Source organism: Bacillus sp. XF8 (assembly GCF_017498755.1).
Classification (GTDB): Bacteria; Bacillota; Bacilli; order Bacillales; family Bacillaceae_G; genus Bacillus_A; species Bacillus_A bingmayongensis.
The window spans coordinates 99,413-125,555 of the sequence record NZ_JAGDQK010000020.1; the positions used below are offsets into that span (position 1 = coordinate 99,413).

The following is a 26,143-nucleotide window of genomic DNA, read 5'->3' on the forward strand; positions in this document are numbered from 1 at the left end:
AAAAAAATCCCACCCCCAAGACGTTAAAGTCTTGGGGGCGAGATTTATCATCGCGGTGCCACCCCAGTTTATTAATATGTCACCATATTAATCTTATCAGGTACGACATTTCAAAAATGCTTATACCTTAGCTCTATAACGGGAGCTCCCGTCACACCACCCCCATCTTTAAGGTTCCGGTGCGATGCTCAGAGGCTTGGTTCAATAAAAAATTCTTGCTCCTTTTCAGCTAACGGAGCTCTCTGTGAAGAATGCACTTTATTTACTCTTCTCTTCATCGCATGTAATTTTTTAACATATTATCACAGGTGCTTGATATTGTAAATCGAAAAGTAAAAATAATCAAATTATTTATTCCGTTTTCATTTTTGCTTTTCGAGCAATACGACAAACAAATCGCATTAGCTTTTTATGAAGAAACGGAAAGAGTGTAAAACATATATCCATTATTTTTCTTAAAGGCATTGGACAAATAATCAATTGATTTCGCTCTATACCTTTAAGGGTAATTTTTACAAACTTCTCTGCTGTTATTGGCTTATTCACTTTTAATTGTTCCATAATGAGTGCCCTATCCATGTTAATTGCTTCTGCTTTTTGGAATATGGGAGTATCCAAAAAGGTTGGACATAATACACTCACCTTAATACCATACGTTTCCGCTTCATAATGTAATGATGTTGTTAAGCCGACAATTGCATGTTTAGTTGTTGCATACGCAGCACAGAGTGGAGCAGGTCCTAATCCTGTTGCTGAAGCTGTGTTTATGATATAGCCAAACCCTTGCTTTTTCATAAGTGAATATGCAGCCTGAATACCATAAATTACGCCAAGAAGATTGATTTCTATAATTTTTTGCTAATCCTCTAGTGACATATCAAGCACCTCTCCGTACATGGCAATCCCTGCATTGTTAAACATATAATCAATTCTTCCAAACTCATGAAAAATTTCTGATACAAGTGTTTCAATATCAACTGCTTTTGTTACATTTAAGAAAGCAAACCTTGCGTTCTTTCCGTTATTTTTAATTAGATTCGCTACTTCCTCTCCTTCTATTTCATTTATATCAGCAACAATCACAAATATATCTTTATTTGCTAATGCTATACATAAAGCCCGACCAATCCCAGAAGCTCCACCGTTTACAATTGCCACTTTCTGTTCTTTCAACATAGAACCCTCCTGACATTGTAATAATGCAAGCGGTTTACTGTTTTGAATTTAAAAATTGAACGATTGTTCTAATTTAACGAAAAATAAAAGTATAAAACTTAATTCTCTTTATGCATTAGCTTTTGGATCATATGTGTATACTGATTCGCAACAAGTGCCGCTCCATTACTATTTAGATGTACACCATCTAATGTTAAATGTAGTCCACGCCTTTTCGATATATCTTCAATCCGTTTTTGTTTTCTTAATAACAACACATCTAAAATTACTCTAATTGGTTTTGTTGTAACATATTCAGAGCTATTCCAATTTGCAAGTGTTTCTGTAAATTCTTTGTGTAAATCAAGATAATATACGTTTTGATATTGTTGAGACAATAAACAAATAATTTTTCCTAGTTCATATGTTTTTTTGTTCCATTCATTGTCTAATTTTTCTCCAATTATGGTAGGGGATACTACAACTACTTTTTTGACCTATTAAGAATCTTTTCAAGAACTTTTTGATATTGTTCAGTAAACTTTTCTTGGTTGGATACCACTGGTTGCAACTTTATACCTAATATTTTGGCGTAAATATCATTTACTCCTATCCAAAGAAAAGAAATATCGAATAAGTCATCATCTTTAGACTGTTTGATTCGATTATATAAACTTGTCACTGTTTCTCCAGGTTTTCCTAAGTTATAAAACGTATCGTTTGGAAATTGATCTTTTAATATTTTGTAAAAGGAAATGCCTGGTCTTCCCTCAGTTAAGCTGTCTCCAAATAACGCTATTTTCATTTCTTTCTCCTCCATGATTCATATTTCTTTTATGAAATCGAAATAAAAGACGAGAATGAATTAAGAATTCTTTTTAGAAATAGATAACAAAAATATAGTGATGGCTTCTTCAAATAAATGTTTTAATTTTTCAGTTTCAACTGTGTATATAAATTGGCATAAACCTCCTAGCCATGATCCTAATAGAATACTTGTTTTTTCAATGTCATCTATTTTAAATTCATCATTTCTAATGCCTTCTTCTAAAATATGTTGATATGCTTGTATGGGAGTAATTGCTAATTCGTACAGTTTCTGTACTGTAGTAGGATTGGTGGTAGGATCTGATGCAAGTTCTTGCCCAGCTTTTAATAAAGGGGTTTTATAATTATAAAGGACGTGTCTAGCCATTCCATATAACTTTTCTGTTGCTGTGTGATATTTCTTTGTTGTTGTTTGCCATTTCTCATCCCATTGCTGCATACCCTTTTGCGCCAAATATATAAATAAGTTCTCTTTATTTTGATAATGATAATAAATATGTCCTTTACTATAACCAGAGGCCTTCGCAATATCTTCCACAGAAGTTTTTGCATAGCCCTTTATAGAAAATAATTCGGTTGCTTTTTCAGCTATTACTTGTTTTGCTTGTTCACTGTCATAACGCCTTTTATTCAACGGTTTTCTCCTTTCGATTAAATTTATTAATAATTGAACGGCTGTTCTAATTATAGTTTATGCAACCTTTTTTTATGTAGCAACTATTAGAATAAAAAATGTGGTATTTACGGAAAATAGATATTTATATTGGCTTATTGGTTTAAATTATTTTATTCTCTTACAAATACGGTGCGTGAAATTCCCTATTTGCGTGAACTTTAAATTCGTGTTTTTAATTCTCTTTACATATATTTGTAAAGAGAATGGAGGGACAGAAATGAGAATTGCATATACAGAAAGTGATGTGGACTTGTTAGCTCGTCTAATGAGAGCAGAAGCAGAAGGAGAAGGACAGCAAGGAATGTTGGATGTTGGAAATGTCGGTGTGAACAGAGTAATGTGCGATTGTTTAGACTTTAAAGGAATTACAAATATCCAACAAATGGTGTACCAACAACAAGGCGGAAGTTATTCATTCGAAGCTGTGACAAAAGGATATTTTTATCAACGTGCAAGAGAAATTGACAAAGAGTTGGCGAGAAAATGCTTGGAATATTGGAGAGGGCATCCCGCAACCAATTCTCTTTGGTTTTTTAATCCCGTAGGAAATTGTCCGCCTGTTTGGTGGAACCAGACATTAGCAGGACAATACAAAGAACATTGTTTCTATCAACCAACGAGTTCTGATTGTCCCAAAGTATATGCTGGAAAATAAGTGTTTATATTTTAGAGTTTCAAAGATTTACTACGAATAACGAAAATTATGTAAATGAAAATGGATATACCTTTAAAACATTTTTTACATTCATCTTTTCTTTCAAAAGTTAGCCAATAGAAAAAGCCTTCGCTATGTTTCATGTACTAGCAAGGCTTTTTCTATTGGCATTTCTCTAATCAATCGCTAAATCTGCTTATGAATTATTTGTAGTTCCTCAAAAAGAATTATCGTCCAAATCCTCTTCAATTAATCCATGATTCATGTTTTTCCCGTAAAAAATTTCATCCATTTCTGTTTTTAATTTTTTTGTAATTTCCTCTTGTTCTTTTACGGATAATTTTTCTTGTGTATATCCAAATAGATAATTGTTTAAGTCAAATTCTTTTAGTTTACATTTTGTATGAAAGATATGCTCTTGATAGACATTAACATCAATCATATCATAGAGATTTTTCACGTTATTTGGAATGTAATTTTGGATGGAACTTATTTCGTGATCAATAAATAATTTGTTACCTGTTATATCTCTTGTAAATCCCCGAACACGGTAATCGATTGTCATAATATCTGTATCAAATGAATGGATAAGATAATTTAATGCCTTAAGAGGTGAGATTTCACCGCATGTAGCTACATCAATATCTGCTCTAAAAGTGCTGATCCCCTCATCTGGATGATATTCAGGATAGGTATGAACCGTTATATGACTTTTATCTAACTGCATGACAACTGAATCAGGAAGAGGTCCAGGAGATTCAGTGAATGATTCCGTCGGCACTTCTACCACCGGGCCTTCTGATACTAATATAGTTACGCTTGCCCCTTGTGGTACATAGTCTTGTTTAGCAATATTTAGTACATGTGCTCCTATAATGTCCGAGACATTTTTCAAAATCTTGGTTAGTCTGTCTGCATTATATTGTTCATCTATGTATTCTATATAAGCTTCTCGTTCTTCTTTTGTTTTTGTATAGCAAATATCATACATGTTAAAACTTAATGATTTTGTGAGGTTATTAAATCCATGTAATTGAATCCGTTGTTCTGGTGTTAGTTTCATGATAAGATTCCCCATTCTTCTGTTCAATAATGTTTTATAAACCCTTTATGCAATATAATTCCATACTACAACTTTTTCATGCATACTCTTTTGAATTAGAATCGTTTGCAATATAGTAGTTATTTCTAATTCACTGATGGTAATCATGTGGAATAAATACACAATTTATTTTTATTGTAAAAATACGGTAAATGAAATTTGAAATAGCAATGGTGTAGAGTTTGAATCAAGAAACCCTTCTGACTAGGTTAATCAAAAAAGAAAAGATGTACAAGCTCACGTCAGCTTGCACATCTTTTCTTTTTCTCTATGCTCAAGACTAATTAAATACTGTGTCAATTTCTATAATTACTCTCAATTATATTCTCAATTTAAACATTATTTATTTAAATCTTTTTTGGTTACTCCACTTCTAATGTTTACATCTTTTGAGAATTCAGTATCGCTTTTTAGGTTATTCGGATATTTGTTTTTGCGTTTTCGATTATCATTTCGATTAGTCATAAATTATCCTCCTCTTATTAAGATTCGTACCTATTTTGTACAAAAGGAACTATTTAATACAGATTACTTCGTAAGTGTAGTCTCATATTATTCTATAAAAAAATTTATTCATTTCTTTAAGGGATACAAAAAGTGTATGTTTTGTTCATCGTTTTAATCTTTTTAGTCTAATGCACTATGAATCGATGATGTTTACAACCATTTTTCCACTTTTTGTGAACTTTCTTTTTGACAAAACACGTTCTTGTTGGCGCATACTATGCTTATTGGAGGTGACAATCATGGGACACAATCAAAACCCGTTTACAACAAAGAAGCGTAATGCTAACGGACAATACGATAAAGAAGCGCACAGCATCGACAACCATGGCAATTTTGTACCTAACACACCAACGAATGACGCTGTTCTTCGTGCTGAAAGACCGAAGAAAAAATGAAAAAAGCCCTGGATTTTTTTCAGGGCTTTTTTCATTTTTAATAATTTTCACTGATATCATTTACTAATAAATAACAAGTAAGTGACATTCTCTTTTCGGTGGCCCATCAAGAATTCTTGTTACCTCTGATTCTGTATGATCATTCCCCTCTTCCATCGGCGGTTACTGCTCGAGTATCCATTACTGATGGAAGAAGCGATTATTATTACTAGAAACAGTAATAAAATGAATTCAAGAAGCTTACACGTTATGTTTAAGCTTCTATTCAACCTGCGAAATTAAGATTCAAATTTCACCCAATTTGATACAAGACGTTCATATTTTTTTAAAGCTGTTTGGACATCATAAAGAATGAGGTGATTGTTATGAAAGACGAGGTATTAGAATTAGTACCAGAAGCGGTAAAAACGTTACTCCAGAAAAAAGTTAAAGATGGGAACCACTGCATCATTGATTTAATTATTGATGATGTAGCTGCATATGAATTTGAGCCGGAGCAAGTAATCCCGTGCATCATGGCTGCCTATTATGTTTACGAGTCCACGTCCTATCCTAATGAAATGGAGGAAGAATGGAAGATAAGTTTAGTTTTTCACGCAGCTACTCGTTCAGCAATGAAACTTTTGTCTTACGGTAAGTATAAAGCGAAACGATCGGAGAGTGGATGGATGAGGTATACAAACCCTTGAACTATCCCCATTTGGAAGTAGAGATTCCTGCTAACTAACGTGTTCACGGGAATCTCTTACTTAGAGATAAGATTTTGAACAACATATTAATACATCAGCTATATTCCTATACAGTTATCAAGTCACTCGATAAAATGTATCATTTCATTAAATACGAGAAGAGACTATACTTAATTAGTGCTTTCATCTAAATTCCCTTGTGCTATTGAAATGATTTTTTCAATATATGGAGATTTTCCTTTTGTATACGCAACTCGATCAAATGGATATTTCGCAGCGAGATCCTGCTTTACTTGTCTATATTCTGCACGAGCCCACTCATTCTTTCTCAGAAACTCACGAAATAGCAGGTTATTATTCCATTCCTCACTTTCATACATATAGACGTGTAAATGATGCGTACCCGCTCTCCACTTCCCTTTTCTAAAAAAACGCCTATTTGGGAATTCTTTATGAAATACATATTCATATCCTATTGTTTGAAGTGGGTCTATCCACTGATTAACTACATTTAAATTTTCTACACCTATCATCATATCTATAAGTGGCTTTGCACCTAAACCTTCTATTGACGTACTTCCAATATGTTCAATCGCTAAAATTTCCTTTTTTAGTAATGTGATAAATTTTTCTTTCTCTTTCATAAATTCCGTATGCCAATTTGAATTATATGGTTCAATGATAATTTCTTTATCCATCTTTTTCTCCTTTCATACTCAGTATCTAATTTTATAAGCAATCTTTTTTAACTAATCGAAACAGGACTTTCATTATTTCCCTCGAATATATTAATGTTTAATCTGATTATACAAAATAAGAGGTGTAAAATGAACGAAATTCCTATTACAATTCATTTAGATGACGTCACTTTTCAATTAAAAGAACAACAAGACTTCAGTTGGCTTGTAAATCTTGGTAAAGTATTTGCAGTTTTTGATCAACAAGATTCAGGAAATATTTGCTTTGGTATTGAAAAGGACGGAAAGAAAAGTTTTGTTAAATTTGCTGGGGCAAAGACAATGGAGTATACAGGAGTTCCAGTTGATGCAATTGCGAATTTAAAACAAGCCGTGTTACTTTATGAAAACTTAAAACATAACCATTTAGTTGAATTAGTAGATCATTTTCAAGTACAGAATGGCTATGTGGCAATCTTTAATTGGTTTAACGGGGAATGCCTTCATTCACATTGGTCATTTCCACCACCAGCGAAATATAGTAATCCAGATTCCCCATTTTATCGCTATAAACAGTTATCAGTTGAAGAACGTCTTATTTCACTAGATCATATTTTTTCTTTCCATGTTCATGTTGAAAGAAAAAATTATGTAGCAATTGATTTTTATGACGGGAGCATTTTATATGATTTTGAAACAAATAGAATGAAAATTTGTGATATCGACTTATATAAAAAGAAACCTTATATCAATACAATGGGAAGACTTTGGGGGTCATCACGATTTATGTCACCAGAGGAATTCGAATTAGGCGCAGTAATTGATGGGAAAACGAATGTATTTAATATGGGAGCAATCGCTTTTGCACTCTTAGGAGGAGAGCGTGATCGCTCTTGCACTAAATGGGAAGCAGGAAAAGAACTGTATGACGTAGTATCTCGTGCGGTAGAAAAAAATAGAAATCAGCGTTATGCTTCGGTGGAGGAATTTTACATAGCATGGAAATCTGCTCGTAACAAAATGATCATTTAAAAGTAACGCCCTCTTCATTTTAGTAAAATAATAATACATGAAGAAGTTACATTTTTTCTGTATAATAACTTATAGTACTGAAAACTACAATAATGAGGCGTGTTAGATGAATTTTGTATACATCAACCAAAACGTATTAAATAATTTGCTTTACATTTTAAGTAGCGTCTTTGTTTTTTATTTTATATATAATAACGGAATGTTTTTAAAAAAATACAAAAAGATTCTTATTATTATATGTACCAGTGTACCACTGATTTTATGCATGAAATACCCTATATACATCGATGAAAATTGCGTTCATGACTTAAGACAGATCCCTTTTTTAATTGGTACGCTTTATGGTGGTTTACCAGTTGGGATTGCCTTATTAACTATTATGTTATTGATTCGATTTATTTTTTATGGTGTGAACTTTTTAACGGTTATTGTTTATATTACAATGCTTATTTTCACTGCCTTTTCTTCTTCTAAATTTAATCAATTAAATAGAAAGAAAAAGCTTATAATGTCTATGACTTTACCTTTTATACTGGCCTTAATTACAACCTTTATCGTTGTGATTTTATCAGATTTTCCAGTTACAAAATCATATATTATTTATTTTATTCTACTGCCTCCAATTGTCATGCTATTTGTTGTATACATGAACGAAATTTTACGAGATGCAGTTCTTATGAGATCTAAATTAGTAAAAATGGAGAAGATGGAGATTGTGAGTCAACTTGCTGCGAGTATTTCACATGAAGTGAGAAATCCTCTTACTGTAGTAAAAGGATTTACTCAGCTCCTGAAAACTCCAGATTTATCACAAGAGTCGCGAGAACAATATATTGAACATATTCTTGGAGAGCTAAACCGCGCTCAGGTTATCATTGATGACTACTTAACATTTGCTAAACCTGCATCACAAAAACTTGATACCATTGTAATAGATCAAGAATTAAAAAGAGTAATAAGTATGATGATGCCATTATGTAATATGAATTCTATAAATATTTCTGAGGAATTAGTGACAGGTTCCATTACCGGGAATACACAACATTTCCAGCAATGCTTTTTAAACTTAATAAAGAATAGCATTGAAGCGATGCCAAATGGTGGAAAACTAAGTGTCGAGTCATCTATTTTTGAAAACAAAGTCACTATTGTCATTAAAGATAGCGGAATTGGTATGACACAAGAGCAAATACATCGATTTGGCGAACCATATTTTAGTACAAAAACAAAAGGAACAGGTTTAGGTACTATGGTTGCAGTAAAAATCATTGAAACGATGAATGGCACTTTAAATATAAAGAGTATCGTTAATAAAGGAACCACTTTAACGATTACATTTCCACAAAATAATGAGATTGCTTAATAAAATAACATCTTGATTAAAAAGGAGCTTCTATGCTCCTTTTTATTTTTTCTATAAAAAACTCAATCCGAAACAATCACCTGTACAAAAAAATTTGAAATGTTAAGTATAAAAAGGAGCATGATAGCTCCCTTCCCATTGAATTTCTGACACAATAGATGTATGTAACTTCGAAATAAATTTACCTTTTTATGGGTAAAGAAAAAGTCTCTTTCTTATTCATCTCAGTATGGATAAAAGCAAACTGCTGAATCATTTCATTTAAGTGCTTCGCTGCCTTTGTAGGAATTTGATGCTTTACGTTATCAATAAATTTTAATTCATTACATGGCAATTCTCCATGCAGTAATTTCGCATGACTATAAAATACTTTATCTTTCTTACCATAAACCAACAAAACCGGAAGCTGAATATTTCTAAGCTGATTCGTACAATTATAATGCAAACTATAACGATAATACTGCTCTATATTTTTGGCATTCCCTTTTCGTGCTTCTTTAAACATCTTTCTGAACAATTTATGTGTATTTGAATTGCCCCATGAAATAGACAATGCTAAAAATGAAACTGCACCCGCTTTTGCAAGTTTCACGCCAAGTGAAATCTTATTCTTTAAATATCCATCCCTCACTTCTGACATTCCCCCGATTAGAATACCCCCTAATGCTCTTTCAGAAAAAGCCAGCAAAAATTCTAATGCGACAGAGCTTCCAGTCGAATATCCGCATAAAAATGCTTTATTAATCTCCAAATGATCCAACAAACATCTAATGTCTTCAGCAATCAGCCGATAGGTTATCGGTTGTTTTGAATACTGACTCCTTCCGTGTCCTCTAATATCAAAAGCAATCACCTTGAAATTTCGGGATAATTCCTCTATTTGGTACTCAAAATTCATACAAGTAAGTACAGGAGGATGAATAAAAACAATAGGAACCCCTTTTCCCTTAACGATATAATACAAACTACTACCGTCCACATCTAACATTGGCATGTATATAATCACCTCAACAATCTGTAATCATTCCCGACTCTTTTTCAAAAAAGTAGCTCTAAAAAAATGACGCATATAAAAAATTAATTTTAGTACATGAACATTCTCCTTTTATTATTAATTCCTTTATAATTTGTTAGCCATAAGCTGGTGATGATATTCTGTTATACGTTCTTGATAACGTTGAAGCTGATTTTCGTTTTTAAAAAATAAATTTAGTTGCTCCTTAAGTTTTTTTATCTTTTTATTTAGATAGAAAAACAGATGGTTTGTTGTTTTAAATGTTGTGCTATAAATCACCTCTTACAGTACACTTGACGATGTGTCTTTTCACTCACTTTTGTTATTATGTGGTACTTCTTTTTTTCTATTCTGGCAACTATTTAGAATAAATTACGATGGATTTTGTTCCATAAATTACATAGAAAATGAATATCATCATTTTTAATCTCATCTACTGTAACTTCATCTCATTGATTAAATAAACATTATGTAAATGAATTTAAAATCTTTATTAATCTGTACATGTTGTTCTTTGTAATGAGTGAGCCTTACAAGTAGACTTAGGGTTTTTAGGAAAAAGAATCAAAAAGGATTAGCATCATAAATTCCTATAAAATATTGCAACATAAATCATGTGAAATTAAACTTTGTCATTTCGGTAACATTTTGATTTAAATCATAGCTGTACCACTCTTCACGTATTTATTCATTAAGTTTTTTATTTGTAAAACTCAATTAGAATCAATCACCGGTACACAAAAATAATTCAAAACTCTAGAAACTTTCTATTGAAAAAAGGAGCATGATAGCTCCTTTTTCATGTTGAATCTCGTATTAATACTAAAAAAAGTATCTTTAATAGTTTTTCTGATTACATGATTCTGTGACGAATGATTAAAAAATCGTATGTGTTTTAATACCCTCCGCCCCAGCAGCTGCATCCAACAATAATTAATAAAATAAATAACACAACTAATAACGCAAAGCTTCCTCCAAAACCACAAGAACCACCGAAACTCATATTTTCTCCTCCTTTTAGTATAAAGCTAATGGATAATTAATCGTTTATTAACGGGTTCGTATTATACAGTATGTATCTATGTGATTTTGGAGCATGTCTTGATAAAATTAAAAAGACACTCCGCTGAGCGCCTAAATTTTATCCCCATAACAACGAAAAAACTTACAATGGATACCAAAACCCTTTGAAAACATTGAATTTTAGATAAATGGCAAGTAATAAAATTATAATGCCAATAATGAGTCCTATATAATCCTCTTGTTTTGCCTTTGTTGTAAAATACCATGTTCGCTTCTCTTTTTTTCCGAATCCTCGTAAATCCATCGCATTTGAAACGGTATCGATTCGCTCTAAAGATTGAATAACAAGTGGCCAAAAAATGAGTACCCGGTTTTTAATACATTTCCAAAAATTTGCCTCTCCTCTTTCAAATGGTACACCTCTGGCTTCTTGAGCGTGCTTAATCAACTTGTATTCCGCTTGTATATTTGGTATGTAACGTAGCGCAATGTTTATTGCATAGGCAATCTTATAAGGTAAACCAATTTTATATAAGCTGCTTGCGAACTCACTTGGGTGTGTCGTGTATATGAAAATAAGTGTAAATGGTAATAACGTAAAATACTTTAATGAGAGCGTAAGAGCATAGAATAATGTTTCGAATGTAATCGTAGCATATCCAATATGTAAGAATGCAGTACTTGTACCAGTTAACTCAGATCCATGGGTTGGTGTAATTAATAAAATCATCACTGAATTTAGCATACTAAATGTGAAAAAGAAACTAAAAATAATGCCAATTTTTCTTACAGGGATTTTAGCAACCACTAATCCTAAACAACCAATGAAAAACAAGCATAGTAAAATACGAAAATCAAAAAATATAAACGTAAGAGTCATCCAAATTATAAATAATAACAATTTAATTGCGCCATCCATACGATGAAAATATGTATGATTGTCTATATAAAATAAATCTGATTTACTCATAATCCCCCCTCCTTTTTGCTTCCATATACATTTGTACAAAAACTTCTGGGAAAGGAACTTTACTTAATTTTGCTAATGTTGTTAGCGAACTCTCCTGTAAATTAGCTTGTTGTAATATTATGCTGCTTGCTAATACGATTGGAACAGTATCATCAGCAAGTATTTTCCCTTTATGAAGGACAACCGCACGATCTGCATATTCTAAAGCTAGGTTCATATCATGTGTAATAAAAATAAATGATATGCCTTGTGTTGCTAATAGACTTATACAAGACATAAATTGTTTATAATGAAAATAATCTTGTCCTGCTGTTGGCTCGTCTAATATGATAAGCTTTGGATTTGATGTTAAAACTGATGCAATGGTAAGCCTCTTTTTTTGCCCGTAGCTTAACGCTTGAATCGGCCAATTTCGAAATGGATATAACCCACAAACTTGCAATGCATCTTCCACTCGTTTATTTATTTCTGCAATAGAAGCCTTCTGTAATTTTAATGAAAAAGCAACTTCATCCCAAACTGTAGATTGTGTAATCATGTGATTAGGATTTTGCATGACGTATGAGATTACTTCTCCACGCTTACGAATAGACCATGAAGTTATATTTTCATTATCAATTATAATTTTTCCTTCCTTAGCTTTGTTCATTCCCGTTAATATATGGGCAAATGTAGATTTACCTGCACCATTATGACCTAATAATGCTAAAATTTCTCCCCTTCGTATAGGGAGTGTTATATCCTTTAATGTAAAATTTTTGTGAGAATATGAAAATGAGAGATTCTCTATTTGACATAAGATTTCTTTTTTTTGTTGTTTTTTAGAAGCAGTAGCGTTCAACATCCATTGTTTCACCGTTTTATTTAACTTCTCATTATTTAAAGTTTCAATTGGATATATTTCTTCATTTGAAATATTCATTTTTAGATTTTTTAACGCTTCAATATATACAGGTTCTCTTAACCCTATAGTTTGTAAAATATTTGTTTGTAAAATCCTTTTTGGTGAATCGATTGCTACAATTTCCCCTTGTTCTATTAATATGATTTTATCAAGGTCTAATTTTAATATTTCTTCTATTCTATGCTCAATAATAACAATTGTTTTATTTAATTGTTGATGTACCTTTTGAATAAGTTCTACTGTTTTCAAACTACTTATGGGATCTAAATTTGCTAATGGCTCATCAAATAGTAATATGTCAGCATCTGTCGTTAGTAGTCCAGCAAGAGAGACAGTTTGTTTTTGACCACCAGATAATTCATGTGGGCTTCGTGAATGAAATGTATGCATCTGTACTTTCTGCAGTGAGTCCATAACAACAGCCTTCATTTTCTTCTGTTCCACGCAATCGTTTTCTAACGAAAAAGCAACGTCTTCCCCTACAGTTAAACCAATAAACTGGGAGTCTTGATCTTGTAAAATAGTTCCCACATGCTTACTTTGCTCAAAAATACTGCCTTTTCGTGGATCTTTACCACATATTGAAATTCTTCCAGTGCTTGAACCTTCATAGAAAAAAGGGATAAGCCCATTTATACAATGGGCCAATGTTGATTTTCCTGATCCACTTCGGCCGGCAATCAACACTTTTTCTCCTGGATAAATATGAAATGAAACATCCCTTAAAGTAGGCTCTTTTACCCGCTGGTATTGAAATGTAAATTGTTCAAAAGAAATAATCGGATTCATAGTAATATCCCTACTTTTCAATTTTTAAATGTGTATGTTTTTTATTTGCTTTCGCTAATCCAAGTGTAATTGGTAAACCAAGAATTAAGAAAACAAGGACATCTGCAATCGTTGCACCAAGTACTTGAATAACAATTTTATCGAAAGGCTCTCCCATGAGGATAATATCGAAAGCACCGGCAAATATAATTGCAATGACAATCCCAATTAAACCTGTTACAGCAAAATATGAAATATCACGATTATGGAATGTTCCATTTTTTACGCTGAAACTTGTTCGCTTTTGTACAAGTCCCATCGTAAATCCAATAATACCTGAACTAATTACCCATCCCCACCAAATTCCCCATCCAGCAATCGTATCTGTGACCGTATGACCGATAAGCCCGATCAAAAGTCCTGCAAATGGCCCGAAAATTGCACTAAAGATCGTTAATATAGCTATGGCAGGCTTAATAAATGTGTTTGGAGCAATTGAAAACCCCCACAGACCTAGTACACCATATATTGCAGAACCAATTCCGATTGCTACAACTAATTTTGTAGATAATTTGTTCATATGAATTCCCCTCTCATTCTAGTTAGTTTCTATTAGTCCTATGTAAAAAAATACTGAATTATGAGTCTTCACTGCCCTCCCCCCAATAAAAAATGACCTCTGCTATAAGAGGCCATTTGCATATGAATATATGATCCTCTTATCTTTCAAAAGACAATCTGTCCTTTGCGAAATTAGCACCTTCCTATTTGTAGTAAATAAGGGTTGCTGAGGTTTCATAGGGCCGTTCCCTCCACCTCTCTAGATAAGTATTCGTTTGTAATTTGTATTATTGTACTAATGCAAATTGATTTCAATATTTTTCTTATTATTTTTACTTTTATGTGAAATTATCAAACAAATCATTGTATTCTTATCGGAATTATGGAATAATTAACGTTACAAACATGTTAGCGGGAGGAATTGGACATGAAAGTAATTGGATTAATTGGTGGATTAAGTTGGGAATCAACATCTCTTTATTATAAACATATTAATACGCTAACTCTATCTCAATATAATCATAATGCAAAGCTTGTTTTATATAGTATGGATTTTGGTGAAGTGACAAATTTATTACAAAATCAACAATATGAGGAAGTGCAAAATCAACTCGTTCAAGTAGCAAAAAAAGTAGAATATTCTGGTGCAGATTGTATACTTATGTGTTCAAATACAGTACATCAATTTGCGGAAGAAGTAGAACAAGCAATATCTATCCCCCTTCTTCATATTGGTGATGTAAGTGCTGAAGAAATTGTTGAACATGATGTGAAACGGATTGGTTTACTTGGAACAAAACAGACAATGGAACAAGATTTTTACAAAACAAGACTAGCTAATTATGGTATTGAAACAATTATTCCGAAAGAAGAAGAACGAAATTTCATTCATCATGTCATTCTTCAAGAATTAAGTAAAGGCATTATTTCACAGCAATCCAAAGATTGTTTCTTACAAATCATTCAAAAGCTCATTGGAAATGGTGCAGAAGGAATTTTATTAGGTTGTACAGAAATACCGCTACTCATTTCACAGAAAGATCTTTCTATCCCTGTATTTGACACTGCTTTTTTACATGCTAAAACTGCAGTGCAATTCGCTGGATAATAAAGAAAAGAAGCTATCTTACAAATGATAAGATAGCTTCTTTTCTTTATTATTGCCCTATATTAATGGGAAAATAATCTCCTCATTAATCTCTATTGCAAAGCGCCTGTTATAGAGGGCATAGCTGAATGAAAAGTAACCTGCTCACTTTGAAACAGGGGTAAATAAATAGTAACCGATGTTCCTACTCCCACCTCACTCATAATACTAATTCTTCCTTGATGACTTTCAATAATTTTATAACTGAGCATTAACCCAATACCCGTTCCTTTTTCTTTCGTACTATAGAAAGGTTCTCCAAGCCTTTTTATTCTTTCTTCAGGAATTCCTACGCCCTCATCAACCATATTAATAATAACTTCCTCACGCTCTGATTTTTTCACAAAAATAGAGATTTCCCCTCCATCTGGCATTGCTTCAATTGAGTTTTGTAAAATATTAATAAAAACTTGTTTTAATTGATTTTCACAGCAATCAATCATTAATTCTTCTGGTTCTATATGCAGATCAATTTGAATATTTGTCATGATTGCCTTTGTGTTGATTAACGAAACGACATTTCTTAATATCGAACAAATATTTTTCTTTTCAGTTGGAATGACATCAGTCTTTGCAATCGATAAAAACTCATGTAGTATAGCTTCAATTCTCTCAATTTCTGATAGCATAAGATCAAAATATTTATCTTGTTCTTCTTGGTTAATTTGAAATAATTGAATAAATCCTTTAATCACTGTTAACGGATTTCTTACTTCATGAGCTACGCCTGCAGCTAATTGTCCAATCGCTGCAAGTGTATCTGATTTATTCAATAACTCCTCAGTCTTTTTGCGTTCTGTAATATCCCGAACAATTATCATAATTTTATCTTTTAACATTGGTAAACACCTGGCTTCAAAAAAACTAATACTCCCCTTGAGTGTAAGCGGGTATTCGACTATGACTGTCGACTCCTTTTGTTGTACTTGGTGAATTGCTTCACGAAATTGCTGTGCTACAGGTGATGGCAAGACTTCGTAAAACTTCTTCCCCATAAACGATTCTGCAGGTACATAAAACTTAGCTGTTGAACCGGCCTTATAATCTATAATTGTTCCATCAGCTTCAGTTACAAAACACAAATCAGGTAATGCTTTGAAAATAAGCTCTAACTCAGAAGTTTGTTGTTTTAATTGCTCTTCAATTCCTTTTCGATGAGTAATATCAACGCCAACTGCCCAATAACTATAACCAGGTACTGGGAAATGCTCTGAAATATTTGACCACATGATTGTTTTTATTTCTCCATTTTTGCATGTTAAATTCATTTCCCAATCTCGAAAACTTTTTCCGCGAGTAGAAAATTTCTTTTGGATTTGCTTGCGATAGCTTTCATCAGGGTATAGCAATTCAAGTGCTTTTGGATTTCCAACAATTTCTTCCGCAACATAGCCCGTTACAAGCTCGCATTCACGATTCCATAATATGAAATTTCCATCTTTATCGAGAGCATCGACTAAAATAGGCATATTTTGTAAAATGGTATGTAGCTGTTCTTCTTTTTGAGAAAGTAAATGTATATTTTTTGTTTGGTTTTGAAGTTTATTCATTGCACTATCTACAATGAGATTTGAAAGCATTTCGAAGTATTTTTGACAAGTACGGATGTCATTTTTTGTTGAATAAGCAACAAATGATCCAAGATGTTGCTCATGTAAAAAAAACGGAATTTCAATCTTTGTAAGTTGTATATTTTCTTTTTGATCGATACCGAATGAAAAAACACATTCCATATTTTGATCAATAAGTTGATGCGAAATATTTGTTAATTTATAAAATTGTTCTGCCATGGTTTCTATTGTGTTCACATCAATGAGTTCCAATAGCCGAGCATTCATCCTCTTTCCACCTCTATATGTAAAATTAATACCATTTTTTATTCACGCTTCTCCATTATACGAATAATGTTCTCGTAGGTATATAGTAGAAGCATAATTATTCAAATAAATTTTATTTTTCAATAAAAAATTGTTTAAAATGGTGTATAATTCAATTGCCATAAATGTGATATTCACAAATAATTCACAAAATATTCAAAAAAATATATACAATTCTTCCAGTATATTCTATAAAATAAAATGTAATAAGGCTTCTATGAATCTCATAGAATACCTTACCCCTAATAAAAAAGTAAAAAAGAATCCTTGATGGATTCTTTTTTACTTTTTTACCATGACATATTGATAAAGAGCATGTGCAACTCCGTGTTCTTCATTCGATAGCGTTTCATAGTGACAAATCCGTTTAATTTCGTCCACTGCATTTCCCATTGCGATAGATATATGTGCCTTTTCCATCATAGAAATATCATTTAACCCATCACCAATTGCAACAGTATTTTCCACTGGAATATTAAGATGTTCAGCTAAAGTATATAAACCATTCCCCTTTTGGGCGTCACAATGGTTTATCTCTAAATTATGCCAATACGAAGCAGTAATTGCTAGCTCTGTATTATGTTGAAAATGCTTTTTTAACTTTTGTAATTTCTCGATATTATAGGAAAATGGTAAAAGTTTATGCACATAAATCTCTTCTTCTAATATCAGTTTACAACTTTCTGTTATATGAAATGCTGTATGTTCAAGATACAATGCTGCGATGATTTCTAGCTCTTCTTGATCTATATCTTTTTTTGACCTTTTTATCCATTCTATTTCCTGATTTACACTTTCTTCACCATACGCCGGAACGTATACACCTCGATCTGTATATAGTTGATAATACATACGATTTCGTTCAAGATACTCGACAATTTCAAATGCTTGTGTATTTTGAATTGGGTATCGCTTCATCATTTTTTGATCCGTATAAATAAGAGCACCGTTTTCTGCGATAATAGGACATTGTAAATTAGCTTCGAGTAATAGACGTTCAATATCTACTATAGAACGTCCTGTACAAATCACTACTATATGCCCCTGCTCCTGACATTTCCGAATAGCTTCTGCGTTTTCTTTACTAATCATTTTATTTCCGGAAAGAAGAGTTCCATCTAAATCAATTGCGATTAGTTTCATTGTTCCGTCACCACTTTCTATAAATAAACATACTTGTATAAATACACAAACGAGGTATCGTTTCCATGTTCGCATCGTCAAGCACACCTTAGTTATAATTTATGAAAAGCGTTTCAGGTCAAGGGATATTTTTCAGTTCGTTTGAAAAAATCTTAGATATTATAAAAAATAAAAACTCCTACTTAAAATAGGAGTTTTTATTTTTTATGCTTCATTTCTTTAAAAGAATAGGAAGCTGTTTTAACGTTTGTTCATTCTCTAATATACAGTTCGCTAAATGAAAGGATGGAGAAAGCTCTAGCTTTTTAAAATTGCTAATAAATGTAGTTAATGCAACTTCGGCTTCTAAACGAGCAAGTGGTGCACCTAAACAAAAGTGCGGCCCTTTGCCAAATGTTAAATGTTTTTCATTTCCAGGCCGATGTAGATCAAAGCAATCTGCTTGTGAAAATTTATTTTCATCTAAATTGGCAGCACTTATCCACGTAATAATCATTTGACCTTTTTTCATTTTTGGTCCAAATATTGTTGTATCTTCCGTTATAGTACGGGCTAATGTAACTGGGAAGCGATAACGTAGTACCTCTTCTATCGCTTTAGGAGTCAACTCTGGACTTTCACTTAGTTGTTTGTATACCTTAGGTGCATCTACTAAAAAGCAATAAAAGCTATTAATAATAAGGTTTGTAGTGGTTTCATTCCCTGCGGCTAAAAGCCCTAATGAAAATGTAACAATTTCCTCGTCAGTCAATCTTTCTCCCTCATACTCTGCTCTGATCAGATCTGAAATAATATCTTCTTTCAGATGGTATCGTTTTTCTTGAACAATCGGGAGAAGATAGGCTTTAAATTCATGTAAAGCAACTTCTTTCTGCTTATCTAAATCGCTAAACTTCTCTTTACTATATGGCATAAACAAAATATCTGACCACATCTTAATTTTTTTCCTGTCTGTTGTTGGAACACCTAATAAATCAGAAATGACGGTTACAGGTAGAGGTGCGGCAAATTGCTCTACAATATCAATTTCACCATAATTATTCATATCTTGTACAAGTTCATTTGCAATTGCTTGTATCCGTGGCTTCCACTGCTGAAGACTTCTTGGGGTAAATGCCTTTGAAACAATAGAGCGAACATTTCGATGCTCTGGAGGATCAGAAGAGTTTAAATTTACTCTTGTTTCTAAAGGCGGGACGGAAAATTGACGACGATCCCTTCTACTTGAAAATAGGTGATAATCAGATAAAACACGGTTCACATCATCATATAAAAAAACATTCCATACATCTTGCTCCGCATCATAATAGACCGGATGATTTTCCCTCATATGCTTATACCACTCATAAGGATTCCACAGCTCTTCTTTTGTTTTGAGTTTTGAAATTTCATGAACCAAAATCACATTTTCAGGCGAATTCATAGTTCTTTCCTCCCTTTTCTTTTAAAATAAAAAGTAATAGGTAGGCAGTTCAAAGATGTATAGACTAACATATGTTATTTTAACATATATAAAGGAGATATTTACGGATATAAACTTGAGAAAAAATTAGGGGGATACATATGTATGTTGATATTTTACTACTCGCAGAATTAACTTCTGGTCCAAAGTATGGTTATGAAATAAAGAAAAATATTCAAAATCGTCTTGGAGAAAATTTTGAATTGAATCATAACATGCTCTATCCTACTCTTCGTCGTTTTGAAGATATGGGAGCAATTACAAAAAAGATTCATCAACAAATAGGTAAACCAAACCGTAACATTTATGCATTAACTCCTACAGGTGAAGAAATCTTTTATGAAATGATGCGAGAGTTCCCTGAGAAACTAGCTGCTAATGATGCTGAATTTCTTGTACGTGTTGCACTGTTTGAGAAACTGGATTACGAAGCTCGAAAAGAAGTTTTAATGACTCGTCAAAATGTGCTATACACACAATTAAGCTCCATTCAATCTTTAGCTGAAACATCACTTTTTATTTCTGAGGTCGTACAGCATAGTAAATCACGTATTGAACATGAGCTAGCTTGGATTACTTCTCTCATGAAAAAAATATAAAAAATAACAAGAAAAGAAAAAACAATGAATGAAAATGAAATTTATTATCAATACTATAATTAATAAAAGGGCAACCAGCTGCGGTTACCCTTTATCGTTTAAGCTTCAGGAATAAATGTTTTGCAATCAGTTTCTTCCGTTGTAGATGCTTGGTTACCTTTATGACTTACTACATAAATTGCATCTGCGTTACATTTGTTTCCGTTACCCCAATATTTACAGTTATTTACTTCGCATAAAACATCTTGTGCCATAAGTATCACACCTCCTTATTCTTTTATCATTAACAAATTTGGGAGGTATGATACTTCTATTTTTTTCTTTGTATTGATACTACGCTTGCTTAATTATCATGAAAAATTGGACAAGAAAAACATTTTCCTCAAACTTTTTCTCTGTTATATAATTGATTTATTATTTAATAAATCATAAAGGAGATTGTGTAATGAAAGATCCGTGGAACCCTACAACACAAGAAATTATGGAATGGGCCTATACAGAACATGCTGTTTTCCCTGAGCAAGACTGGGACTTATCGGTTTGTACTATCACTAATGCAGCAGAAATTATACTGAGTATTGCAAGTGATACAAATTGTCCTAATCAAACTTTTTTTCTTCATTGTTTATATCTATTAGTTGGAGATGCTATTCGGACTGACGGAAACACATATGATTTACAATACCTTCAAAACATCTTACAAAGTGCAGCAAGTTCAACAAATACAGATATTTTAAAATGGGTTGAACGCTCCAAAACCCTTCTATCTAAACCAGAAACATTTAATTATGATCTTTGGTGTGATGGTGGTTTTGTTTATAAAATTGATAAAGTGAATGAAAAAAAGAGGACTCACCTTTCATAATGGAGTCATCCTTTTTTGCATATTTTTCACACTTAAGCGTCTGATAATTTTTTCAACGCATCCATATTTCCACTTACAATCACATCAATATTTTTAGAAATAGTCTTAATGTCCAAGTCCCACCACTTTATTTCTAACAATTCATTTATTACATCATTTGAAAATCTCTTTTTTATCTCAGTAGCAGGATTACCACCAACAATTGTATATGGTGGAACGTCTTTTGTTATAACAGATTTAGCAGCAATAATGACCCCATCCCCTATTGTAACTCCAGGCATAATCGTTGTGTCCATTCCAATCCATACGTCATTTCCAATTACCGTATCTCCTTTAAACGGTAAATCAGAAAGTGTAGGCGTGAATTTATCCCAGCCATGACCGAAAATATTAAATGGATATGCTGAAAACCCATCCATTCTATGGTTTGCGCCATTCATAATAAATGTAACACCGGGTGCTATACAGCAGAATTTCCCCATAACCAATCGGTCTCCAAAAAATTCATAATGGTATAGTACTTGCTCTTCGAATGTTTCTCCATTTTTCGAATCATAATAAGAATAATCTCCAACGATAATATTAGGTTTTATTATTGTATTTTTGATAAAATGAACACTTTTGTTTCCTTCGATAGGATACTTCACATTCGAATTAGGATTCATGCTGGACAGCACCACCTTCATTTGAAGTTTCTACTACTGGTTTCAAATTATATATTGGCAAAATAAATAATGAACCAATAATAAATAGTAATGCTGTTCCTTCGTACATTGTACTAAGTGAAAATACTTCTTTTAATGAGCCGGCTACACTCATTGTTAACACCATTGAACCTGTAAATAATGGACTTAAAATCCCATTTACTCGCCCAATAAAGTCTGTATCCGAATTTTGAATAATTAGTGTGTTTATCCCAATTTGGATACAAGGAAGAGCTAGGCCACTGAAAAACTGAGCGATAAGTGTGATCCATATATTTGTCGAAAATCCAATGATACCAATGCCAATTGCCTGTGCAAACATCCCTAAAATTAACATCTTTTGCGGAGCGATATTTTTCGCAAATACCATCGCTAAAGCTCCGCCAATGATCATCCCAGCTCCATTTACAGTCAACAGCCATTGTAAGCTTTCTTTTGATAAACCTAATTGTTCTGTCACGATAAAAATCCCGAGTGGCTGAATCAAACCAATCCCTAATCCTGCTGCCATAAAACAAATACCGAGTAATGTTAATGCTTTCTTTGCTTTTACATATTTAATTCCATCCACCATTTCTTGCAGCAAACTCATTTTTTTCTTTTCTTCTTGTTCTTCAACATCTTTTGGCAGAAATAACAAAACTAAAGCCGCAAATAAAAAAGCAATACCTGTCACAATAATAGAAGTGTAAATTCCGAAGGCTTGAAATATAAATGTTCCAAGTATAGGACCTAATACCATGAAAATCGCAAAAATGGTTTGATATAATGACATAGCCAACTGTACTTCTTCTGTAGATAGATGTTGTTTAAATAATTTCATACCTGAAGGCTGTGAAAATTGCGAAAGAATTGCAGAGATAAGTGTAACAAAAAATACAACTTTCCACGTACCAAACATAAGTGTGAAAAGAACTGCAAATACAGATAATGAACTTAAAGTTTCGCACCAAATCATCGTTCTTTTTGGTTTCCACCTATCCGCGAATGTGCCTCCTATAAATGAAAAAATAAAAATTGGTGCAAATTCCGCAACTGAAATCATAGAAATGGCAAACGCATCACCATTCGTCATATCCATTACATACAGCAGTACCGCAAAGTTTCGGATCCAAATTCCAATCTGGAGAAATAATGCTGAAGCAATAATTGCTTGCACAAATCGATTTTTTAATACTACAGACATACTACTCTTTTGTTTCGCTTCTACATTCATAGACATAATAAAGCCCCCTATTCTACATTCTGAACAGGAGGCAGCACCATCATCATATTATAAAAGTCAGTTTATTCGCAGTGCGAAAATACATCCCTTTTACATATAAAAATGTACATACTAATCCTATTCAGAAGAATATTTCGTTTTATAACGAAGATTTCTTAAAAAATAGAATTAGTTGATCATTGGGATGTCTTCACCCTTCCGTTTCGATTTAAAATCACACATACATACTTTATGTAAGTCACCAAACATGTATGCGTGTCTCAATTTATTTATTCTAGAAAGACAATGGTAATTCCTCTAAAGAACGCATTAAATAATTACCTTGCCACTTAATTTTTTCTCGCTCACCGTTTATTTGTATATTAGGCATACGTTTTAACAATGTAGTAATTGCAATTTTCGCCTCTAAACGTGCAAGCGGTGCTCCTAAACAAAAGTGACTCCCAAGTCCAAAGGCAATGTGCCTGTTATTTTTCCTTGTAATATCAAAAACCTCTGGATTTACAAAAACATTCTCATCACGATTCGCTGAAGCTAATGAAATAGTCACCATATCCCCTTTTTGAATTTCTTGATCATGTATCATAAAAGGTTCAGCTGCCCAGCGTGCTGTCGTAACTTCAACAGGAGAATAATAACGTAATCCTTCTTCAATTGCGGAATCAATAAGCTCTGGGTTTTCCTTTAATAACTGTAATTGATCTGGATTTTCTAATAATGCTAGTACTGTATTCGTAATGAGATTCACAGTCGTTTCGTGCCCAGCTACAATGAGTAACATAATCATTGAATAAAGCTCCGGTGCACTTAATTTACTTCCTTCGCTTTCCGCCTGAATCAATGCGCTAACTAAATCTTCTTCTGGATCTTTTCTTTTCACATCAACTAAATATTGGAGGTATGTAATAAACTCAGATAGTTTTTCTTCCGTTTCCATTATTTCCTCTTGTGTTTCAGGTGAAGCAATTACCGCATGAGACCATACTCTAAATTTCTCTTGATCTTCTTTTGGAATACCAAGCATTTCACTAATTACATTGATTGGTAATAGGAACGCATAGTCATTAACAAGGTTTAGAGAGCGTTTCTGTTCGGCATGATCTAATAAATTATCCGCAATATGCTGAATACGTTCATCTAATTGTGAAATCATCTTGGGAGTAAATGCTTTCTGGACTAATGATCGTAATCGATTATGATCGGGCGGATCCGAATTTAACATATGAGTCGTTAAATAGTCTCCATTGTCTACAGAAAGAAATGGATTAATCTCTACTTTTTCAAATACATTTTCAGGGTCTTTCTTTAAACGAGAATCTTTTAAAAATGCTAATGCATCTTCATATCTTGTAATAAGCCATTCAGTACCCAATTCCCCCTTATATACAAACAAAATAGGTTGTAATTTGCGTGATTCCTTATAAATGTCATAGGCATCTTCTTTAAATTCCCGAGAAGCTAACTGAATACCATCTGTTATTTTTTGACCAACCTTGTTTTTAGAAGACATTGTACTCCCTCACTTTCATATATTTGTAAAAATCACTTCAATATATGAATTATAACTTAATAAAAATGCGAAAATTGTAAATTTAGTGTTATGATCTTACTTTAAGTATTGAAAAATAATAAAACGATGACATTTTCAAAAAAATAGGCAAGAAGAATGTCTTTTCCTCTCGCCTACTGAAAGTTTCTTTCCCTCCGTTTATTTTATTGCTAAGCGAAACACATGAAATTGCTAATTTGTTGATATCGGTAACTTACTTTCCGGCGACGCCCGTCTTGCCAAGTGTACCCTGATACTCCATTCCTTCTCACTTCAGTTGGGAAAAACCATAAATCTCTTCCAAAAGGTCCTGGTCGATGTAAACGTAAGTATCCCCATCTTCCTAGACAATTGCACATCCATGATTTTATATTACTGCTTTGTACAGGAGCAGCAAATGTTGATGGTACAGAAGGCGCTTGTGATGGTGGTGGTGACGTTGGAGCGTCTTCAGCATCATCAGGTCGATATTCTTCATGCTCAGTTTCTCTTACTTCACTAGATGGTTCATATCCAAAGTTGTGTGGATTATAATACGGTGTTTGATTATACTCTACATATGGAAAATACGTTGGTTGATTATACATAGAAAAAATCACCTCTTATGATTTATCACTCTATCCATTCATATGTCGTATCGTTTTTATATGTAGCTTATTTATATAGCCCAAAATAACGAGGAGATTTTTAAGTGTTCAATCAACCCATCTTCTCATCTTGAAGTAAAAAAGACTCCTATTAATAGGTAATACTGAATCTAAAATATTTAAAGAAATATAAGTATTACTACACGACGAAGCATGTTGTTTAAAAATGAAGTTTTAAGGTGTATCAACACTTTGCTGGATACGTTTATTTTTTATGACTTCTTCTTCGTTTTATCACTACTATGAATTTGAAATAGAGTCACGATGTTTCTATAATTTTTTAATAATAAATTAGTTAATAATAAAAGACTACATACTATACGTGAAAGAGTATAAAACAATAGAAGTTTTTATTGGAAAGTACCCCACTATTAGGAGAAGTTATTTAAAAACTTATGGGGATTTATGTAAGGCGTACAGAGCCTGTCCCCAAAATAGTGGAGTGCCCCATAACCATCAAGCTAAAATTTTATAGTACCCAAAGAACAGAATTAAATGCCTTTATTAGTCCAACACAAATAAACCTCATGGATAACATGAGGTTTATTTGATTCGCAGTAAAACTAATCCTTTTACTATTTTCTTTTCAGAACTACATTTTTGAA

At 32.7% G+C, this 26,143-nt stretch carries 27 protein-coding genes, 1 pseudogene, 1 riboswitch and 1 other annotated feature; of the genes and pseudogenes, 8 read left to right on the plus strand and 20 right to left on the minus strand.

Annotated elements, in window-relative coordinates; genetic code table 11:
* Positions 1 to 30: 30 nt before the first annotated feature.
* Positions 31 to 287: a binding site (T-box leader), on the minus strand.
* 64 nt (positions 288 to 351) lie between these two features.
* From J4P91_RS13750 to J4P91_RS13765, 4 genes and pseudogenes are all read right to left on the minus strand, one after another.
* A pseudogene (locus tag J4P91_RS13750) lies at positions 352 to 1,173 on the minus strand (SDR family NAD(P)-dependent oxidoreductase).
* 101 nt (positions 1,174 to 1,274) lie between these two features.
* Positions 1,275 to 1,553: a hypothetical protein gene (locus J4P91_RS13755; RefSeq protein ID WP_207994582.1), complete on the minus strand. Its 279-nt coding sequence runs from the start codon at positions 1,551 to 1,553 to the stop codon at positions 1,275 to 1,277.
* 86 nt (positions 1,554 to 1,639) lie between these two features.
* A complete protein-coding gene (locus tag J4P91_RS13760) occupies positions 1,640 to 1,960 on the minus strand; it encodes a GDSL-type esterase/lipase family protein (RefSeq protein WP_207994583.1) in 321 nt (106 codons plus the stop codon).
* Positions 1,961 to 2,020: 60 nt separating this feature from the next.
* Complete coding sequence (locus tag J4P91_RS13765; RefSeq protein WP_207994584.1) at positions 2,021 to 2,617, minus strand: TetR/AcrR family transcriptional regulator; 597 nt, start codon at positions 2,615 to 2,617, stop codon at positions 2,021 to 2,023.
* Between the two features lie 259 nt (positions 2,618 to 2,876).
* Here J4P91_RS13765 and J4P91_RS13770 point away from each other — a divergent pair, with 259 nt between their 5' ends.
* Positions 2,877 to 3,314, plus strand: a complete 438-nt coding sequence (locus J4P91_RS13770) for a cell wall hydrolase (RefSeq protein WP_207994585.1) — start codon at positions 2,877 to 2,879, stop codon at positions 3,312 to 3,314.
* 217 nt (positions 3,315 to 3,531) lie between these two features.
* Here the strand turns inward: J4P91_RS13770 and speD are convergent, their stop codons facing one another.
* Together speD and J4P91_RS29420 are read right to left on the minus strand one after the other, a co-directional pair.
* Complete coding sequence (gene speD / locus J4P91_RS13775; RefSeq protein WP_017149394.1) at positions 3,532 to 4,377, minus strand: adenosylmethionine decarboxylase; 846 nt, start codon at positions 4,375 to 4,377, stop codon at positions 3,532 to 3,534.
* A 378-nt stretch (positions 4,378 to 4,755) separates the two neighbouring features.
* Positions 4,756 to 4,881: a hypothetical protein gene (locus J4P91_RS29420; protein WP_279538613.1), complete on the minus strand. Its 126-nt coding sequence runs from the start codon at positions 4,879 to 4,881 to the stop codon at positions 4,756 to 4,758.
* 281 nt (positions 4,882 to 5,162) lie between these two features.
* On the opposite strand from J4P91_RS29420, the gene J4P91_RS13780 reads away from it, so the two are divergent.
* Together J4P91_RS13780 and J4P91_RS13785 are read left to right on the plus strand one after the other, a co-directional pair.
* Positions 5,163 to 5,318, plus strand: coding sequence for a hypothetical protein (locus tag J4P91_RS13780; RefSeq protein WP_207994586.1), 156 nt, complete (start codon positions 5,163 to 5,165; stop codon positions 5,316 to 5,318).
* Positions 5,319 to 5,683: 365 nt separating this feature from the next.
* Positions 5,684 to 6,007: a hypothetical protein gene (locus J4P91_RS13785; RefSeq protein WP_207994587.1), complete on the plus strand. Its 324-nt coding sequence runs from the start codon at positions 5,684 to 5,686 to the stop codon at positions 6,005 to 6,007.
* Between the two features lie 170 nt (positions 6,008 to 6,177).
* Here the strand turns inward: J4P91_RS13785 and J4P91_RS13790 are convergent, their stop codons facing one another.
* A complete protein-coding gene (locus J4P91_RS13790; RefSeq protein ID WP_207994588.1) occupies positions 6,178 to 6,705 on the minus strand; it encodes a GrpB family protein in 528 nt (175 codons plus the stop codon).
* A gap of 129 nt (positions 6,706 to 6,834) precedes the next feature.
* On the opposite strand from J4P91_RS13790, the gene J4P91_RS13795 reads away from it, so the two are divergent.
* The gene (locus J4P91_RS13795) at positions 6,835 to 7,716 is read left to right on the plus strand and encodes a protein kinase family protein (RefSeq protein WP_207994589.1); all 882 of its coding nucleotides are present in this window, start codon (positions 6,835 to 6,837) and stop codon (positions 7,714 to 7,716) included.
* 106 nt (positions 7,717 to 7,822) lie between these two features.
* Positions 7,823 to 9,079, plus strand: coding sequence for a sensor histidine kinase (locus J4P91_RS13800; protein ID WP_207994590.1), 1,257 nt, complete (start codon positions 7,823 to 7,825; stop codon positions 9,077 to 9,079).
* Between the two features lie 181 nt (positions 9,080 to 9,260).
* On the opposite strand, the gene J4P91_RS13805 is transcribed toward J4P91_RS13800, so the two are convergent.
* From J4P91_RS13805 to J4P91_RS13825, 5 genes are all read right to left on the minus strand, one after another.
* Positions 9,261 to 10,073 (minus strand): alpha/beta fold hydrolase, encoded by an 813-nt coding sequence (locus tag J4P91_RS13805; RefSeq protein ID WP_207994591.1) that lies wholly within the window; start codon positions 10,071 to 10,073, stop codon positions 9,261 to 9,263.
* A gap of 916 nt (positions 10,074 to 10,989) precedes the next feature.
* Positions 10,990 to 11,097 (minus strand): YjcZ family sporulation protein, encoded by a 108-nt coding sequence (locus tag J4P91_RS13810; RefSeq protein WP_000007809.1) that lies wholly within the window; start codon positions 11,095 to 11,097, stop codon positions 10,990 to 10,992.
* Positions 11,098 to 11,259: 162 nt separating this feature from the next.
* Positions 11,260 to 12,087, minus strand: a complete 828-nt coding sequence (locus J4P91_RS13815; protein ID WP_207994592.1) for an energy-coupling factor transporter transmembrane component T family protein — start codon at positions 12,085 to 12,087, stop codon at positions 11,260 to 11,262.
* Positions 12,080 to 13,780 (minus strand): ABC transporter ATP-binding protein, encoded by a 1,701-nt coding sequence (locus J4P91_RS13820; protein ID WP_207994593.1) that lies wholly within the window; start codon positions 13,778 to 13,780, stop codon positions 12,080 to 12,082. Before J4P91_RS13820 ends, J4P91_RS13815 begins: the two co-directional genes overlap by 8 nt.
* A gap of 10 nt (positions 13,781 to 13,790) precedes the next feature.
* Positions 13,791 to 14,339 carry an ECF-type riboflavin transporter substrate-binding protein gene (locus J4P91_RS13825; protein WP_017149384.1) on the minus strand — a complete coding sequence of 183 codons (549 nt, stop codon included), beginning with the start codon at positions 14,337 to 14,339 and terminating at the stop codon, positions 13,791 to 13,793.
* A gap of 136 nt (positions 14,340 to 14,475) precedes the next feature.
* Positions 14,476 to 14,590: riboswitch (SAM riboswitch) on the minus strand.
* Between the two features lie 157 nt (positions 14,591 to 14,747).
* Between J4P91_RS13825 and J4P91_RS13830 the strand changes: the two genes are divergently transcribed.
* A complete protein-coding gene (locus J4P91_RS13830) occupies positions 14,748 to 15,428 on the plus strand; it encodes an aspartate/glutamate racemase family protein (protein WP_017149383.1) in 681 nt (226 codons plus the stop codon).
* 92 nt (positions 15,429 to 15,520) lie between these two features.
* Here the strand turns inward: J4P91_RS13830 and J4P91_RS13835 are convergent, their stop codons facing one another.
* From J4P91_RS13835 to J4P91_RS13845, 3 genes are all read right to left on the minus strand, one after another.
* A complete protein-coding gene (locus tag J4P91_RS13835) occupies positions 15,521 to 17,305 on the minus strand; it encodes a PAS domain-containing sensor histidine kinase (RefSeq protein WP_207994594.1) in 1,785 nt (594 codons plus the stop codon).
* Positions 17,306 to 17,626: 321 nt separating this feature from the next.
* On the minus strand, positions 17,627 to 18,487 hold the full coding sequence (locus J4P91_RS13840; RefSeq protein ID WP_207994654.1) for a Cof-type HAD-IIB family hydrolase: 861 nt from the start codon (positions 18,485 to 18,487) through the stop codon (positions 17,627 to 17,629).
* Between the two features lie 211 nt (positions 18,488 to 18,698).
* Positions 18,699 to 19,910: a cytochrome P450 gene (locus J4P91_RS13845; RefSeq protein ID WP_207994595.1), complete on the minus strand. Its 1,212-nt coding sequence runs from the start codon at positions 19,908 to 19,910 to the stop codon at positions 18,699 to 18,701.
* A gap of 140 nt (positions 19,911 to 20,050) precedes the next feature.
* Here J4P91_RS13845 and J4P91_RS13850 point away from each other — a divergent pair, with 140 nt between their 5' ends.
* Complete coding sequence (locus tag J4P91_RS13850; RefSeq protein WP_207994596.1) at positions 20,051 to 20,548, plus strand: PadR family transcriptional regulator; 498 nt, start codon at positions 20,051 to 20,053, stop codon at positions 20,546 to 20,548.
* A 98-nt stretch (positions 20,549 to 20,646) separates the two neighbouring features.
* On the opposite strand, the gene J4P91_RS13855 is transcribed toward J4P91_RS13850, so the two are convergent.
* Positions 20,647 to 20,802, minus strand: a complete 156-nt coding sequence (locus J4P91_RS13855; RefSeq protein WP_003204488.1) for a DUF1540 domain-containing protein — start codon at positions 20,800 to 20,802, stop codon at positions 20,647 to 20,649.
* A gap of 191 nt (positions 20,803 to 20,993) precedes the next feature.
* On the opposite strand from J4P91_RS13855, the gene J4P91_RS13860 reads away from it, so the two are divergent.
* On the plus strand, positions 20,994 to 21,413 hold the full coding sequence (locus tag J4P91_RS13860) for a hypothetical protein (RefSeq protein WP_207994597.1): 420 nt from the start codon (positions 20,994 to 20,996) through the stop codon (positions 21,411 to 21,413).
* Positions 21,414 to 21,445: 32 nt separating this feature from the next.
* On the opposite strand, the gene J4P91_RS13865 is transcribed toward J4P91_RS13860, so the two are convergent.
* The 4 genes from J4P91_RS13865 to J4P91_RS13880 form a co-directional block, all read right to left on the minus strand.
* On the minus strand, positions 21,446 to 22,078 hold the full coding sequence (locus J4P91_RS13865; RefSeq protein WP_207994598.1) for a Vat family streptogramin A O-acetyltransferase: 633 nt from the start codon (positions 22,076 to 22,078) through the stop codon (positions 21,446 to 21,448).
* A complete protein-coding gene (locus J4P91_RS13870) occupies positions 22,068 to 23,339 on the minus strand; it encodes an MFS transporter (RefSeq protein ID WP_207994599.1) in 1,272 nt (423 codons plus the stop codon). Before J4P91_RS13870 ends, J4P91_RS13865 begins: the two co-directional genes overlap by 11 nt.
* A 277-nt stretch (positions 23,340 to 23,616) precedes the next feature.
* A complete protein-coding gene (locus J4P91_RS13875; protein WP_207994600.1) occupies positions 23,617 to 24,852 on the minus strand; it encodes a cytochrome P450 family protein in 1,236 nt (411 codons plus the stop codon).
* Positions 24,853 to 25,061: 209 nt separating this feature from the next.
* On the minus strand, positions 25,062 to 25,478 hold the full coding sequence (locus tag J4P91_RS13880; protein ID WP_207994601.1) for a hypothetical protein: 417 nt from the start codon (positions 25,476 to 25,478) through the stop codon (positions 25,062 to 25,064).
* Positions 25,479 to 26,143 lie beyond the last annotated feature (665 nt).